Source organism: Frondihabitans sp. OV104 (genome assembly GCF_057787745.1).
The window spans coordinates 262577-275486 of the sequence record NZ_CM173541.1; the positions used below are offsets into that span (position 1 = coordinate 262577).

Here is a 12910-nt window from a genome sequence, read left to right on the forward strand (position 1 = left end):
ACACCTACCAAGGAGTCAATCCCTCGTGCCCAAAATCCTGATCGTCGGCGGCGGCTACGCCGGTTTCTACACCGCCTGGAAGCTCGAGAAGTGGCTGCGCAAGGGCGAGGCGGATGTCACGGTCGTCGACCCCCTGCCGTACATGACCTACCAGCCCTTCCTCCCCGAGGTCGCCGCCGGCTCGATCGAGCCCCGCCACGCCATCGTGTCGTTGCGCCGTCACCTCACGCGCACCAACGTCGTCACCGCGAAGGTGACCAAGGTCGACCACGCCTCCAAGACCGCCACCATCACCCCCGAGGTCGGCGACGCCTGGGAGATGGAGTACGACCAGATCGTCATGACGGCCGGCGCAGTGTCGCGCACCTTCCCGATCCCGGGTGTCGCCGACGAGGCCATCGGACTCAAGACGATCGAAGAGGCCGAGGCGATCCGCGACAAGCTCCTCACCAACTTCCAGAAGGCGGCGAACCTCGACGCCGGCCCCGAGCGCGACCGCCTGCTCACGACCGTGGTCGTCGGCGGAGGCTTCGCCGGCATCGAGGTCTTCGCCGAGCTCCGCAGCTTCGCGACCGACCTCCTCAAGAACTACCCGAACCTCACCATCGACGACACGCACTTCCACCTCGTCGAGGCGATGGGCCGGATCATGCCCGAGGTCGCCCTCGAGACCAGCCACTGGGTGCTGAAGAACCTCGCCGAGCGCCAGGCGATCGTGCACCTCGACACGCAGCTCCAGTCCGCCGTCGGCGGCAAGGTCGAGCTCTCCACCGGCGAGTCGTTCGAGTCCGACCTCATCATCTGGACCGCGGGCGTCATGGCGAACCCCGTTGTCCGCAGCACCGACTTCCCGCTCGAGGCCCGTGGCCGCATCACCGTGCAGCCCGACCTCCGCATCGTCGCCGAAGACGGCACCGTCGTCCCCGACGCGTGGGCCTGCGGCGATGTCGCAGCGACCCCCGATCTCACCGGCGCCGGCGTCGGCGGCTTCTGCGTGCCCAACGCGCAGCACGCCGTCCGCATGGGCAAGCAGCTCGCTAAGAACATCACCGCGGTGCTCCGCGGCGAGAACACGAAGGACTACCGCCACGACAACCTCGGCGCCGTCGCGGGCCTGGGTCTCGGCATCGGCGTCTTCCAGAGCGGCAAGTTCGCGCTCAAGGGCTTCCCGGCCTGGGCCGCGCACCGCGGCTACCACGGCATGGCGATGCCGTCGTTCGAGCGCAAGATTCGCGTCGTCACCGGCTGGGCCAACAACATGATCCTCGGCCGCGACATCGCCTCGCTCGACAACGTGACCAGGCCGCGTGCGGCCTTCGAGGAGTTTGCGTCGCGCCCGAAGCCGGCCGCCCCGGCCGAGGCCTCTGCTCCGGCGCCCGAGATCGGTGCGCCGAAGGACGCCCCTGGTCCCGCATACGCGACGCCGGCCGACTCGTCCACCGAGGCTGCGCCCGTGAAGAAGGCTCCGGCCCGCAAGGCCGCCGCCAAGAAGGCTCCGGTCGCCGAGTAGCTGTCAGCTCCCGGAACGCCCCGCGTCGACATCGGTCGGGCGGGGCGTTCCTGCGTGCGATACATCCCCCGGCCGCTCGCACCACGATCGGGACTCCGCACCACGGCTTCGCGTGGTGCCGAGTCCCGATCGTGGGTCGAAGCGCGGCCGGGGTGGTGTTGAGTCCGGATCGTGGTGCGGCGGCGGGAGGCCGGGCGTCCCCTACGCTGGAAGCCCGCGCCCCCGTAGCCCAATTGGCAGAGGCAGGCGACTTAAAATCGCTTCAGTCAGGGTTCGAACCCCTGCGGGGGCACCGCGAGCGCGAGGTCAGACGTAGTCGTCGGTCGCCGGCTCGACGAACCGCACCCACGCCCACGCGCCGAGGGCGACCACGGCGAACGCTATCGCGGCGACGACCAGCGGGCCGATGGGGAAGGCCTCGGCAGGGCCCCCGGCGTAGACGACCGTGGCGGCGGCCACCCCGACGATCGCGAGCCCGACGAGGGTCGGCTTCGACCACGAGTAGAGCGCGCGGCCGGGCAGCCTGCCGACGGGCACGAGCAGCACGATGAGCGACCCGAGGCCCGCCAGGCACACGGTGGCCAGCGTCTCGCGGGTGATCTCGACGGCGAAGACGGCGTTGCCCGCGGGAACGAGGCCGTGGGCGACCCAGGCGACGAGCGAGACGAGGGCGAGGCTGCCGAGCTGCGCGGTGGCGACGATTCCGCCGCGCCGCACGTCGCCGATCTCATCGAGGTCGCGCCCGGCGGTGTCGACCAGGCCGGCCGCGAGGAGCACGCCCAGCACCATCGGCGGGTCGAGGTCGAGGATGCGCGTCGCGAGGCAGGCGAGGGCCGCGGCCAGCAGCAGGCGGGGCGACAGGGTGAGACGCAGGCGCAGGCCCAGTCGGCGCCCGGCGATCCACGTTGGCAGGACGATGCCGAGCCCGTTGATGAGGCCGAGCCCGATGACGATGGCCACGGCGAGGCGGACGTAGCGGACCTGGTCGTCGACCCCGGCGGCGAGGGCGACGAGGAGAGCGCCCGCCGCCAGGGCGGTGGCCACGGCGGCGGCCGGAGAGAGCGCAGGCTGCGCGGAGTCGTCGCGGCGGGAGCGGTTGCGGCCGGTGAGGTGCCGGGCCCGCATCGCGAGGCGGCCGCCGAGCGCCGACGCGGCGAGCCTCATCGGAGCGAGCACCAGGGCGACGAAGACCAGCCCGAGAAGGAGCGCCCACGCCCACGCGGAGCCGCCCACGCTCTCCGAGAGGGTCGGCAGACTGCGGCCGAAGCCCGTCGAGGCCGTCCAGGAGGAGGCCTCGGACAGGGCGGAGCCCGGTGCGGCGGCCGAGCCGTGAGTTCCTGCGCCGCCGTCACCGGGGACAGCCCCGCCGGAGCCCGGGCCTCCTGCGCTGCCGGAGCCGCCGCCGGTCGACCCGCCGCCGCCGGGCACGCTCGGTGCGGCGGTCGAAGAGGAGCCGGGGTCGCTCGGCGTCTGGCCGCTGCCCGGTGCCTGCCCCGGCGTGTTCGTCGAGGGGGCCGACGGCGTCGACGACGGGGTGGCCTTGGCGAAGTCGACCTTCACGGCAGCGCTCGGTGCGCCGTAGTTGCCGGCGGCGTCGCGCTGCGCGGCCTGGACGCTTCGCGTACCGGAGGGAAGCAGGAGCCCGGCCGAGGTGCAGCTCCAGTAGCCGTTCTTCACGACCGCGGTGCAGACCGGGTTGCTGTCGACGTAGGTGGTGACGGTCGCGCCGTTCTGGCCGTTGCCGTCGAACGTGAGGGGCTGCGTCGAGACCGTCGACCCGGCGGCGGGGTGCAGGAGCCGCGGGGCGGGCGGGGCCTCGCGGTCGATCGACACGGAGAGCGGCGACGACGCGCTCGACACGGGCACCTTCGGCACGGCCGTCGACGACTGGACGCCGGTGACCGAGTACGTGCCCGTCGGGACGGTCGACGCGGGCAGCACGCTCGACCACGAGCCGTCGGAGGCGACGGTCGTCCTGACCTCGGTGCTGTAGCCGCCCTCGACGAGGGTCAGCGTCACGGTCGCGCCGGCGAACGCCGTGCCCTGCAGCCGGGCGCCCACCGAGACACCGGCCGACGTCGAGACGGCGGGGGCCGCCAGGATCGAGAACGGCTCGGAGATGACGTCGGCGAACTGCGTGTTCGTGAGGTCGCGGAGGGTCAGGCGCTGATCGGCACCGCTCGAGACGGTCACCGAGCAGTACCAGGAGCCGTCGCTCGCCGCTGTGGTCGTGCACAGCGACGAGGCGGGGTGCGTCGGGTCGAGGATGCGGAGGCTCGCTCCGGGGGTCGCGGTGCCGGTCGCGCGCGTCGTCGATGACGGAGCGTCGGCGACCGTGATCGTGGGCGTGACCGGGGAGAGCGTGGGAGCCGCCGAGCCACCCGGGTTCGGGCCGGCGGCCGGCTCGGCGATGGCCGGGAACTGGCCGAGCACGAGTGCCCCGACGAGGCCGGCGAGAGCTGCGAGGCCGAGGAGGCCGACCACTCGGGCACGGCGACGACGCGGACCGGCGAGGGCCGCGGAGCATCGGGAGCTGGGGGTCGTGTCGGTGAGCACTGTCACCCAGTAAGCCAAGGAGCGGGGTACAAGTCAATCCACCCCAGGGCTGAACCGCGAAAAGTTTCACCAATCGTTAGATTGCGCGGTCTGCCACTTCGTGAGTTGGCTCCGAGAATGCCCAGGCCACATGAAGGCCGCACCCCGCCCGTTTATAGTGAATGCCGAATCAACAAGGAGCAACTCGAGCATGGATTCCGCCCTCATCGGCATTCTCATCGCGGTAGGCATCGTCGTCCTGCTGCTCGTCATCGTCGGCATCTACTTCTGGGCGACCTACAACTCGATGGTCACGCTGAAGGTGCGTGTCGACGAGGCGTGGAGCGACATCACGGTGCAGCTGAAGCGACGAGGCGACCTGATCCCCAACATCATCAGCACGGTCAAGGGATACGCGTCGCACGAGTCGGGCGTGTTCGAAAGCGTCACGAAAGCCCGCGCCGAGACTCTGAGTGCTTCGTCGCCCGCCGAGGCCGCTGTCGCCGAAGGGCACCTGCAGAAGTCGCTCAAGAGCATCTTCGCCGTCGCCGAGAACTACCCCCAGCTGCAGGCGAGCCAGAACTTCCTCCAGCTTCAGTCGGAGCTCGTCGACACCGAAGACAAGATCCAGGGCGCTCGCCGCTTCTACAACGGCGGGGTCCGCGAGTTCAACACGAAGACGACCGTCTTCCCGAACACTCTCGTGGCGAAGCGCCTCGGCTTCACGAACCGCGACTTCTTCGAGGTCTCCGAGCCGTCGGCGATCGCCGAGCCCCCGCGCGTCCAGTTCTGACGCGAGGCTGAGACGCCCCATGTACAACGCCGTCGCGCGGAACAAGCGCAACACCGTCTTCATCATCCTGATCTTCCTGGTCATCATCGGTGGTCTCGGCTTCGCCGCCAGCGCCATCTGGAGCAACCCCTCCATCGGCTTCACCGTCCTGGTCGTGGCCGCCCTCTACGCCCTCGTGCAGTACTTCTTCGCCTCGCGCCAGGCCATCGCGATGAGCCACGGCATCCGCATCGACGCGACGACAGAGCCTCGCCTGTATCGAACCGTCGAGAACCTCTCGATCACGATGGGCATGACGATGCCCGAGGTGTACGTCGTGCAAGACCCCGCACCCAACGCCTTCGCCACCGGGCGCGACCCGCAGCACGCCGTCGTCGCCGCCACGACCGGCCTGCTCGAGATCATGGACGACGCTGAGCTCGAGGGCGTCATGGCGCACGAGATGGGCCACGTCAAGAACTACGACATCCGCGTGTCGACGATCGTCTTCGGGCTGGTGGTGGCCGTCGGCTTCCTCGCCGACGTCCTCGTGCGGATGTCGTTTTTCGGCGCCATGTTCGGCGGGAGCAACAACGACCGGCGCGAGGGCGGGGGCGGAAGCAACCCCGTCATGATCATCCTCGGCCTCGCGGGCATGATCGTCGCGCCCCTGGCGGCCGCCGGCGTCCAGGCCGCCGTCTCGCGCCAGCGCGAGTACCTCGCCGACGCCACCGGAGCCCTGACGACCCGCTACCCCGAGGGCCTGGCCCGGGCGCTCGAGAAGCTCGGCGCCTACGGGCGGCCGATGCTGATGCAGAACTCGTCGATGGCCCACCTGTGGATCAGCGACCCGGCCCGACCGGGCCTGATGTCGCGCATCTTCTCGACGCACCCGCCGATCGAGCAGCGCGTCGAGCGGCTGCGGTCGAGCGCAGGCACCTTCTAGCCGCGAATTCGACGGGCACCCGCCGATTCGGCGCATTCCCGTCGAACAGACGGCGGGTTCCTGCCGATCCGGCGGGCCTGGCACGGCCGGTGCGACGCGCAGAACCAGGGCGCAGGAACTGCCCAGCCCCGCCGTACCGACGTCAGGCGGCCCGCAGCGCCGACGCCACTGCCGGCGCCAGGTCGCCGCGCCCGGTCACCTCGACGTCGCCGAGCCCCTGCCACGCCGCCGTACGCCGGAGGAGCGCCGCGAGCCGTTCCACGTCGACCGCCTGCCCGGCCTCGTGCCACGCGGCCTGGACGCGCAGGATGCCCGCCTGCCGGTCGGACTTCAGATCGATGCGGCCGACCAGAGCCTCGTCTTGGAGGATAGGCAGCACGTAGTAGCCGAAGACGCGCTTCGGCTGCGGCGTGTAGATCTCGATCCGGTAGTGGAAGCCGAACATCCGCTCGGCGCGAGCGCGCTCCCACACGATCGGGTCGAACGGCGACAGCAGCGCGTCGGAGGCGATGCGACGGGGGAGTCGCGCACCGGTGTGCAGGAACGCCTTGCGCTTCCAGCCGGGCACCTCGACCTCCTGGACGATGCCGGCGTCTTCGAGCTCGCGGAGCGCGGGGATGACGTCGATGGCCTTGAGCCGGTAGTAGTCGGCAAAGTCGGACGCCGTGCCGATGCCGTGGGCGGCCGCGGCGCGAGCTACGAGCTCGCGGTGGGCGTCGGCCCGCGACACCTCCCGCGACGCGATCTCGGCGGGCAGGACCTGCTCGGGCAGGCCGTACACGCGCTCGAATCGGCTGCGACCGGCGCTCACGACCTCGCCGGTGCGAAACAGCACCTCGAGGCCGCGCTTCACGTCGCTCCAGCCCCACCAGGGGCCGCGGCGGACGTTCGAACCCTCCTGCCCCATGAAGTCAGCCTCGATGGCACTCGCCGGCAGCGGCCCCGTCGAGCGCAGCTCGTCGAGCAGCCAGTCGAGCATCGGACGATTCGTGCGCGAGAAGGACGTCTCGTCGGCCTCCCATTTCGCCCGGTAGTCGTGCATCCGCCAGCGCCAGAGGGGCCAGGACTCGGTCGGCAGGAAGGCCGCCTCGTGCGCCCAGTACTCGACGTAGCGGCCGCCGCGTGCGAAGGTCAGCCGGTCGAGCAGGGACCGGTCGTAGGCGCCCAGTCGGGCGTACAGCGGGAGGTAGTGGCTGCGCTCGAACACGTTGACGGAGTCGATCTGGACGATGCCCAGGCGGTCGATGGCCAGGTTGAGCTGACGCGTCCCCACTGCGGCCGCCGGGGTCTGGCCGAACCCCTGCGCGGCGAGGGCGATGCGACGGGCGAGGGCGGGGGAGACGACGGACTTCGACACGCCCCGAGACTAGGGGGAACCAGTGACATCGGGCGGGGGTTCCTGCACCCTTTCGAGCCGTACACTCTTCCCATGCCTGACGTCATCCTTGCCGGACCCACGCTCGCGGACTTCCATGCGGCGCGGGAACGCGTCTCGCAGGTGGCACACGTGACGCCCATGGAGAGCTCGTCGTTCTTGAGCGCCGTTCTCTGCACGCCTGTCTATCTGAAGTGCGAGAACCTGCAGCGCACGGGGTCGTACAAGATCCGCGGCGCGTACAACCGCCTCTCGCAGCTGAGCGCCGATGAGAAGGCCAACGGCGTCGTCGCCGCGTCGGCCGGCAACCACGCTCAGGGCGTCGCTCTCGCGGCCCGCGAGCTGGGCATCACGGCCACCATCTTCATGCCCGTGGGCGTCGCCCTGCCGAAGCTGCAGGCCACGCGCGACTACGGCGCCGACGTCGTGCTGAGCGGACACTCGGTCGAAGACGCCCTCCGCGCCGCGCGGGACTTCTCGGAGCAGACCGGCGCCGTCTTCATCCCGCCGTACGACCACGCCGACGTCATCGCCGGCCAGGGCACGCTGGGCCTCGAGATCCTCGACCAGGTGCCCGACGTCGAGACGATCATCATGGCGATCGGCGGCGGCGGCCTCATCTCGGGCGTCGCCAGCGCCATCACGCAGACGCGGCGCGAGACCGGCGGAAGCATCCGAATCATCGGCGTCCAGGCGGCCAACTCGGCGCCCTACGCCGTGTCGATGAAGCTGGGAGAGCGCACCGGCGTCGTGCCGACCCCGACCATCGCCGACGGCATCGCCGTCGCCAAGCCCGGCGAGCTCAACTGGCAGATCGTGCGCGAGGTGGTCGACGAGGTCGTCACCGTCGGCGACGACGACACGGCCAAGGCGATCCTGGTGCTGCTCGAGCGCGCCAAGCAGGTCGTCGAGCCCGCGGGTGCCGTCGGCGTCGCCGCCGTGCTGACCGAGCAGGTGCAGGCGCTGGGCAAGACGGTGATCGTGCTCTCGGGCGGCAACATCGACCCGCTCATGATGGAGCGCGTCATCAGCCGGGGCCTCGCGGCCTCCGACCGCTACCTGCACTTCCGGGTGATGCTGCCGGATCGTCCCGGCCAGCTCACCCGTGTCTCGGAACTGATCTCCGAGGCCAACGCGAACGTCGTCGAGGTGCTGCACACCCGCCACGGCCGCGGCCTCCAGATCAGCGAGGTCGAGCTCGAGCTCAGCGTCGAGACGCGCGGGCCGGATCACGCTGAGCAGGTGCTCGCCCGGCTCGCCGACGCGGGCTTCACGCCGGTGCGCGTCGACTCGTAACCCGCGCTGACGCGAGAGGGGCCCGGGTTCGCGAACCCGGGCCCCTCTCGCGTCAGCGCGGCTCAGCCGTCGTAGGGCTCGACGCTGCTGATCGACACCGCGATGTCTTTGCCGTTGGGCGCCGTGTAGCTGGTGCTCTCGCCCGACTTCTTGCCGGTGATCGCCTCACCCAGCGGGCTGGTCGGGCTGTACACGGTGAGGTCGCTGCCGGGCGCGATGATCTCGCGGCTGCCCAGCACGAACGTCGACTCGTCGCCGGCGATCGTGGCGGTGATCAGCATGCCGGGGCCGACGATGCCGGTGTCGGCCGCACCCTCCGAGATGGTGGCGGTCTTCAGCAGGTTGGTCAGCGTGCGGATGCGCGCTTCGAGCTTGGCCTGCTCGTCTTTCGCGGCGTGGTAGCCGCCGTTCTCTTTCAGGTCGCCCTCTTCGCGCGCGGCGGAGATGCGGCCGACGATCTCGTCGCGACCCGAGGTGCTCAGGGTCTCGAGCTCGGCGACCAGGCGGTCGTGGGCCTCCTGCGAGAGCCAGGTGGTCGATTCGGCGTTGCTCATCGGTACTCCCATGAAACGGTTGCCGTGGCGTGCAAGTCTGCAGGCCAGGCCTAAAAAACGAGACCGGCCGTGTGGCCGGTCTCGAGGTCGATCAGACGAGCTTATGGCAGCCAGCACTTGTCGATCAAGCCCGTGACACCGCGGTTCATCGTGTTCAGGTCGGTCGTGTAGGTGTTCGACTGGCTGGTCGAGGCGGGGAAGTGGACGACCTTCCAGCCCACCACGTCGAAGCCGGAGTTGAGTACCTGGATGGCGCAGTCGACCCTCGTACCCGGCGCGACGCTGACTTCGGAGCGAACGGTCGCCGAGTGGGCGTCGTGGATGACGTAGCCAGCGTCGTCGGTCTCGATCGAGGCGCTGGTGCCGTCGAACGCGGCGAAGATCACCCAGGCACCGAAGACGACGACGAACGCGCCGCCGACGATCGCGGCGATCCAGCGACGACGCAGTCGGAACGCGCGTGTGCGCCCGTAGCGCCGGTCGAGAGCGGAGTCGGCGGGTCGCGAGTCGCGCTCACTCGTAGTCGAGGGGGTGGGGGCCACCGTGGAACTCCGTCCGATTATCCTTGGGAGAAGGTTAGCAACGCTGGCCGTGATCAAGATCCGAGGTAACCCCGTGCCCTTGCGCCTGCTGGCAGTCCACGCCCATCCCGACGACGAGTCGAGCAAGGGTGCCGCCACGTACGCCCACTACCGCAAGCGGGGCGCCGAGGTTCTCGTCGTCAGCTGCACCGGCGGGGAGCAGGGCTCGATCCTGAACGAGCACCTCGAGGCGAAGGCCCACGCCGAGCGCGACATCGCAGGCCTCCGCGTGTACGAGATGGCTCGAGCGCAGGAGGTCATGGGCGTCGAGCACATCTGGCTCGGCTACGCCGACTCCGGGCTGCCCGGAGAGGGCGAGCCGCTGGCGCCGAACTCGTTCGCCACGATCCCCGTCGAGATCTCGGCCGAGCCCCTGGTGCGCATCATCCGCCGCTTCCAGCCGCACGTCATCGTCACCTACGACGAGAACGGCGGCTACCCGCACCCCGACCACATCCGCACGCACGAGGTCTCGGTCGCCGCCTACGAGGCCGCCGGCGATCCGGCGAGGTACCCCGACGCCGGGCCCGCCTGGCAGGCGTCGAAGCTCTACTACGACCGCATCATGAACTCCACCAAGATGCGCGCGATCTACGACGTCATCAAAGACGAGACGCCCGACTCCGAGGTGCTGAAGCAGATGGACGAGATGTTCGAGCGCTGGGGCGAGCGGCCCGACCTGTCGACGACGCACGTGAACGTCGCGGACTCGTTCGCGGAGCGCGACGCCGCCCTGATCGCCCACGCCAGCCAGGTCGACCCGACCGGATTCTTCTTCTTGCACTCGCGCGATCTCCAGGCCCGCACCTGGCCGACCGAGGACTTCCAGCTCGTCGACTCCAAGGTCGAGTCGACGCTGCCCGAGACCGACCTGTTCGCAGGGATCGCCGAATGATGCTCGCAGCCGTGATCACGACCGTCCTGGCCGAGACGGGCGTCCCGTCTCCCAGTGGGCAGGCCGTGCCCGACAGCCTCGTCACACCCGGCTGGATCGGCTTCCTGGCCATCTTCGGGATCGGGCTGGCCACCGTCTTCCTGATCATCGACATGACCCGACGGGTGCGCCGCACGCGGTACCGCGGAGAGGTGCGCGAGCAGATCGAGCGGGAGCGCGACGAGGCCGCACGCGCTGCGGCGGGGCTCGACGACGAGCTGCGCGGGGGCGACGTCAAGTAGGTGGCGGGGTCGCGGTTCCTGCGCCCCTGATTTCTCGCATCGGGCACTGCCCGCTCACGGCGCGGTTCAGATCGCGACGAGAAGCACGGCGGTCCAGTGGCACAGGAACGCCGCCACCGTGAGCGCATGGAACAGCTCGTGGAATCCGAAGACGCCGGGCACGAGGTTGGGGCGCTTCGTGCCGTAGCAGACGGCTCCGATGATGTAGAGGAGCCCGCCGGTCAGCACCAGGATCATGGACGCCGGGTTGTTCGCGACCATCTCGCGGACGAAGAGAAGCGCGCCGACTCCGAGGAGCACGTAGAGCGGCGTGTAGAGCCAGCGGGGTGCGCTGGTCCAGAAGACGCGGAAGGCGATGCCGGCCAGGGCGCCGCTCCAGACGATCCAGAGGAGCGTCGTGGCCTGCGGACGGTCGAGGCTCAGCACGGCGATCGGCGTGTAGGTGCCGGCGATGAGCAGGAAGATGTTCGAGTGGTCGAGCCGCTTGAGCAGCAGCTTGGCCTTGGGCTTCCAGTTGAAGCGGTGGTACGTCGCCGAGATGCCGAAGAGCAGGAGCGACGTGCCGAAGTAGATCGCAGTGCTGGCCTTGGCGGGAGCGCCGTTGGCGAGGCACACCAGCAGCACGCCGAGAGCGATGGCCACGGGGAAGGTGGCGGCGTGGATCCAGCCACGCCAGGTGGGCTTGACCTCGAGGGCGGAGGGGATGACCGTCATGGGCCGAGCGTAGGGCGCGCGGCTGGCCGTTCGCCTTGCTCTGCCAGCTGAGGCATTGTCTCATTTGCATGTGAGATTTCGAATTCTCTAGTGTGGACCTACCTCGCCGACGAGGCTGTCTAGGAGATCGATATGTCTGTTCGCGTTGCCGCCGCCTCTGCCGCCGCCCTCGCCCTCGTGGGTGGCGCGATCGCAGTGGTGGCCAGCGCCCCGGATGCGTCGTCGGCACGCGCTTCTGCGGCTGCCGGGATGGACGTCGACAGCTGGCGCCTTCCGCTCGACCGGTACGTCGACGACTCGTCGGCGGACGAGCGCTACGCGGACGCGCTGCTCGTCGCGCGGTGCCTGAGATCGAAGGGGATCGATCGGCCGGTGCCTTCCCGGCCGCCGACCACGGCGGAGGCCAGAACGACGAGTGCGGCCGGGCTGACGCCTTTCTCCGAGGAGATCGCGGCTCGTTTCGGCTACCACCAGGCGCCGAGGTCCGATGAGTCTCCGAGCCGCGAGACCGCCCGAGACGCTGTCTCCGCGGCATGTCTGGACGAGGCTCGCACCGTTCTCGTCACCGATCATCCGGAGATCCCCCTGGCGCAGGCACTCGTCGCGGAGGCGCGCGACGCGACTTCCGCCTCGGCCGCCGTGAGGGAGGCATCCGACCGGTGGGCCATGTGCATGTCCCCGCACGGGGTAAGCGACCTCGGAACACGTCCTGTCGACATGCCCAGCGATTCCGTCTCGGAGCGCTTCGGCCTGGCGGGCCAGGCCGACCGAGGCAGTGCTCCCTCCTCCGCCGAGGTCGAGTTGGCGGTCGCGGACGCCACGTGCCGGGTCACGAGCGGGTACCGGGACGCGTACTACGCAGGGGAGTGGAGCCAGCAGGAGTCGCTCGTGCTCGCTAACGCTGACGAGCTCGAGCGCTCTCGGGTCGAGATCGAAGAGAAGAAGAAGCGGATCGCACGGGTCATAGACCGGCTCGCGCCATCCCGCACCACCGCTACCGAGGCTCCAGGAGGCCGTAGATGAACACAGTCCGAATCGCAATCGCCGTGGCGGCTGCTGCCGCCGCAGTCGTTCTCGTCGCCGGACCAGCAGTCGCGGCGCCTTCGGCAGCCCCGGCGAGCTGCGGGAAGGGCTACGCGTGCGTGTTCCGAGACCACAGCTACGGCGGCACGCAGGTCGCGTTCGAGTACGGGATCCCCGACCTCAGGAAGGTTCTCGTGGCCGGGCCCGGCAGCGCGAACGCCGACAACACGACGTCGTCGGCGTACAACAACGGCCGCACGCACACGGCGCAGTTCTGGGCCGACAAGAACTACAACGGGCCGTCGTTCCGCCTGCTGCCGGGCTACGGCGACAGCAACCTCAACAACTCGACCGGCACCGTCCCGGTCAACTTCAACGACCGGGTGAGCTCGGCGCAGTTCGTGCTGGGGTAGCGGATCTCGCTGCCT

Annotated in this window: 13 protein-coding genes and 1 tRNA gene; 9 read left to right on the forward strand and 5 right to left on the reverse strand. The window is 69.9% G+C overall.

Features of this window, described 5'->3' with window-relative positions; genetic code table 11:
* Positions 1-25: 25 nt before the first annotated feature.
* Entirely contained in the window at positions 26-1510 is a 1485-nt protein-coding gene (locus AC3CBB_RS01290) for an NAD(P)/FAD-dependent oxidoreductase (protein WP_488625693.1), read from the forward strand.
* A 218-nt stretch (positions 1511-1728) separates the two neighbouring features.
* Positions 1729-1802: transfer RNA gene (locus AC3CBB_RS01295), tRNA-Leu, on the forward strand.
* A gap of 14 nt (positions 1803-1816) precedes the next feature.
* Here AC3CBB_RS01295 and AC3CBB_RS01300 read toward each other — a convergent pair.
* Positions 1817-4072 carry a hypothetical protein gene (locus AC3CBB_RS01300; RefSeq protein ID WP_488625694.1) on the reverse strand — a complete coding sequence of 752 codons (2256 nt, stop codon included), beginning with the start codon at positions 4070-4072 and terminating at the stop codon, positions 1817-1819.
* Between the two features lie 184 nt (positions 4073-4256).
* Between AC3CBB_RS01300 and AC3CBB_RS01305 the strand changes: the two genes are divergently transcribed.
* Positions 4257-4838 carry a LemA family protein gene (locus tag AC3CBB_RS01305; RefSeq protein ID WP_199738261.1) on the forward strand — a complete coding sequence of 194 codons (582 nt, stop codon included), beginning with the start codon at positions 4257-4259 and terminating at the stop codon, positions 4836-4838.
* 19 nt (positions 4839-4857) lie between these two features.
* Positions 4858-5763 carry a M48 family metallopeptidase gene (locus AC3CBB_RS01310; RefSeq protein ID WP_488625695.1) on the forward strand — a complete coding sequence of 302 codons (906 nt, stop codon included), beginning with the start codon at positions 4858-4860 and terminating at the stop codon, positions 5761-5763.
* Between the two features lie 142 nt (positions 5764-5905).
* Here AC3CBB_RS01310 and AC3CBB_RS01315 read toward each other — a convergent pair whose 3' ends face one another.
* Positions 5906-7120, reverse strand: coding sequence for a winged helix-turn-helix domain-containing protein (locus AC3CBB_RS01315; protein WP_488625696.1), 1215 nt, complete (start codon positions 7118-7120; stop codon positions 5906-5908).
* Between the two features lie 72 nt (positions 7121-7192).
* Here AC3CBB_RS01315 and ilvA point away from each other — a divergent pair, with 72 nt between their 5' ends.
* Positions 7193-8434, forward strand: coding sequence for a threonine ammonia-lyase (gene ilvA / locus AC3CBB_RS01320; RefSeq protein ID WP_488625697.1), 1242 nt, complete (start codon positions 7193-7195; stop codon positions 8432-8434).
* Between the two features lie 62 nt (positions 8435-8496).
* On the opposite strand, the gene greA is transcribed toward ilvA, so the two are convergent.
* Both greA and AC3CBB_RS01330 read right to left on the reverse strand, forming a co-directional pair.
* Positions 8497-8988: a transcription elongation factor GreA gene (gene greA, locus AC3CBB_RS01325; RefSeq protein ID WP_233579994.1), complete on the reverse strand. Its 492-nt coding sequence runs from the start codon at positions 8986-8988 to the stop codon at positions 8497-8499.
* 101 nt (positions 8989-9089) lie between these two features.
* Complete coding sequence (locus tag AC3CBB_RS01330) at positions 9090-9530, reverse strand: DUF4307 domain-containing protein (RefSeq protein WP_488625698.1); 441 nt, start codon at positions 9528-9530, stop codon at positions 9090-9092.
* Positions 9531-9579: 49 nt separating this feature from the next.
* On the opposite strand from AC3CBB_RS01330, the gene mca reads away from it, so the two are divergent.
* Both mca and AC3CBB_RS01340 read left to right on the forward strand, forming a co-directional pair.
* Positions 9580-10464 carry a mycothiol conjugate amidase Mca gene (gene mca / locus AC3CBB_RS01335; protein WP_488625699.1) on the forward strand — a complete coding sequence of 295 codons (885 nt, stop codon included), beginning with the start codon at positions 9580-9582 and terminating at the stop codon, positions 10462-10464.
* On the forward strand, positions 10461-10745 hold the full coding sequence (locus AC3CBB_RS01340) for a hypothetical protein (RefSeq protein WP_199738259.1): 285 nt from the start codon (positions 10461-10463) through the stop codon (positions 10743-10745). Before mca ends, AC3CBB_RS01340 begins: the two co-directional genes overlap by 4 nt.
* A 66-nt stretch (positions 10746-10811) precedes the next feature.
* On the opposite strand, the gene trhA is transcribed toward AC3CBB_RS01340, so the two are convergent.
* The gene (trhA, locus tag AC3CBB_RS01345; protein WP_123506258.1) at positions 10812-11459 is read right to left on the reverse strand and encodes a PAQR family membrane homeostasis protein TrhA; all 648 of its coding nucleotides are present in this window, start codon (positions 11457-11459) and stop codon (positions 10812-10814) included.
* Between the two features lie 132 nt (positions 11460-11591).
* Between trhA and AC3CBB_RS01350 the strand changes: the two genes are divergently transcribed.
* Together AC3CBB_RS01350 and AC3CBB_RS01355 are read left to right on the forward strand one after the other, a co-directional pair.
* Positions 11592-12482, forward strand: coding sequence for a hypothetical protein (locus tag AC3CBB_RS01350; RefSeq protein WP_488625700.1), 891 nt, complete (start codon positions 11592-11594; stop codon positions 12480-12482).
* Positions 12479-12895 carry a peptidase inhibitor family I36 protein gene (locus AC3CBB_RS01355; protein WP_158614218.1) on the forward strand — a complete coding sequence of 139 codons (417 nt, stop codon included), beginning with the start codon at positions 12479-12481 and terminating at the stop codon, positions 12893-12895. Before AC3CBB_RS01350 ends, AC3CBB_RS01355 begins: the two co-directional genes overlap by 4 nt.
* The last annotated feature ends 15 nt before the right edge of the window (positions 12896-12910 follow it).